The sequence below is a fragment of the Mesorhizobium sp. B1-1-5 genome (assembly GCF_006443065.1).
Lineage (GTDB): Bacteria > Pseudomonadota > Alphaproteobacteria > Rhizobiales > Rhizobiaceae > Mesorhizobium.
This window is the reverse complement of sequence record NZ_VFWS01000540.1, coordinates 1-1,156: the sequence shown is the minus strand read 5'-3', so window position 1 is coordinate 1,156 and position 1,156 is coordinate 1. Positions and strand designations below refer to the sequence as shown.

General features: G+C 63.8%; 2 protein-coding genes and 1 pseudogene. 2 read left to right on the top strand and 1 reads right to left on the bottom strand.

All coding sequences use genetic code 11. From position 1 onward, the window contains the following. A pseudogene (locus FJ980_RS33105) lies at positions 1-195 on the bottom strand (DUF2125 domain-containing protein); the annotation flags it as partial. A gap of 137 nt (positions 196-332) precedes the next feature. Here FJ980_RS33105 and FJ980_RS33100 point away from each other — a divergent pair. Both FJ980_RS33100 and FJ980_RS33095 read left to right on the top strand, forming a co-directional pair. Beyond that, positions 333-854 (top strand): gamma-glutamylcyclotransferase, encoded by a 522-nt coding sequence (locus FJ980_RS33100; protein WP_140500781.1) that lies wholly within the window; start codon positions 333-335, stop codon positions 852-854. A gap of 118 nt (positions 855-972) precedes the next feature. Continuing rightward, on the top strand, positions 973-1,156 hold a 184-nt coding region (locus FJ980_RS33095), incomplete at its 3' end, for an aldo/keto reductase (protein ID WP_140547611.1).

The window sequence follows — 1,156 nt, the reverse complement described above, 5'->3', positions numbered from 1 at the left end:
GACCTGGAGATTGGCGCAGCCGGCCTCGATGCCACTCTTGTTGAGCGTGGCGATCGCCTTGTCGGCTTCGCTCCGGACCCTGTCGGCGAGATAGAACCAGCCGCCGCTGTAGATGGCGAACAGCGCGATGACAAACGCTGCAAGCCAGAACAGGCGGCGGCGATGCTTCGGCTGGCGTTCGTCAGTGGACGTCATGCTGCGGTTCTCGTTCACGCATGGGGGCTGTGGGCGGGCTGTCGATTCTGGCAACGACAATAGGTAGACAGAGATGGACGGAAAAAACACCGATTCCGGTGTGGTGTTGCCATTCTTACGCAATCAGGCACGGCGATATGGGCGATTTTTGGGTGTTTGGCTATGGTTCGTTGATATGGCGGCCGGGGTTCGCGCATGTCGAGACAAGGCGGGCGCGCCTGCATGGCTATCGTCGCGCGCTGTGCGTCTATTCCTTCGTGCATCGCGGCACGCGGGAACGTCCGGGGCTGGTGCTCGGCCTTGACCGCGGGGGTTCCTGCGTCGGGCTGGCTTTCCGGGTGCCGGGCGAGTTGCGGGACGAGGTCATCGCCTATCTGCGTGAGCGCGAGCTGGTCACCAATGTCTATCTCGAGCGCATGCTCAATGTCCGCCTTGACGGCGGCGGCACGGTCGAGGCCGTGGCCTATATCGTCGACCGCAATCATGAGCAGTATGCCGGTGCGCTCGATGCGGCCCACGCCGCTGATGTGGTGCGCGGCGCTGTCGGCCAATCCGGCAACAATGAGGACTATGTGTCGAGCACGCTGGACCATCTCCGGGCGCTCGGCATCCGCGATCACTGGTTGGAAGACGTGGCCAGGCGGATCGCGCCTTTGTGAAGCGCTGGCTTGCGGAAAAATCCGGCGAGGTCTTTGACCTCGATGCGGCGAGACCTAGGTTAGGCTCCGACTCTCAACGGGCGATAGCCGCCCAATCCCACCAACACGGAGATCAGCCTTGCAGAAACGCCGTCTCGGTCGCACCGACCTTTCCATCGCGCCGCTGGTTCTGGGCGGCAATGTCTTCGGCTGGACCGCCGACGAGAAGACGTCGTTCGACCTGCTCGACCGCTTCGTCGGCGCCGGCCTGAACGCGGTCGACACAGCGGACGCCTATTCGCGCTGGGTGCCCGGCCACGAGG